This is a genomic window from Rhodoferax ferrireducens, assembly GCF_003347515.1.
Classification (GTDB): domain Bacteria; phylum Pseudomonadota; class Gammaproteobacteria; order Burkholderiales; family Burkholderiaceae_C; genus Rhodoferax.
This window is the reverse complement of sequence record NZ_QEII01000030.1, coordinates 1-215: the sequence shown is the minus strand read 5'-3', so window position 1 is coordinate 215 and position 215 is coordinate 1. Positions and strand designations below refer to the sequence as shown.

The following is a 215-nucleotide window of genomic DNA, read 5'->3' as shown; positions in this document are numbered from 1 at the left end:
ATCTTTGAAAAACGCGACGGCGTCATCGGGACTTACGTCCTTTGTCAGCACGACACCGAATTGTGGCAACTCCGTGTAGTTTCGGATGCCAGACGTATGCGTGAGCAAGTTTTCAATGGTGACGTGACGTCCAGGCAAAGGATATTCGGGAAAATACTTTTCGATTTCATCCGCTAAAGAAAGTTTGCCTTGCTCAGCAAGCAACATGATCGCCG

1 protein-coding gene is annotated in these 215 nt (G+C 48.4%); it reads right to left on the bottom strand.

Annotation, left to right across the window (positions count from 1 at the left end; genetic code table 11):
- Positions 1-207: serine hydrolase (locus C5P05_RS00115; RefSeq protein WP_232834265.1), on the bottom strand; the 207-nt coding region annotated here is incomplete at its 3' end.
- Between the last annotated feature and the right edge of the window lie 8 nt (positions 208-215).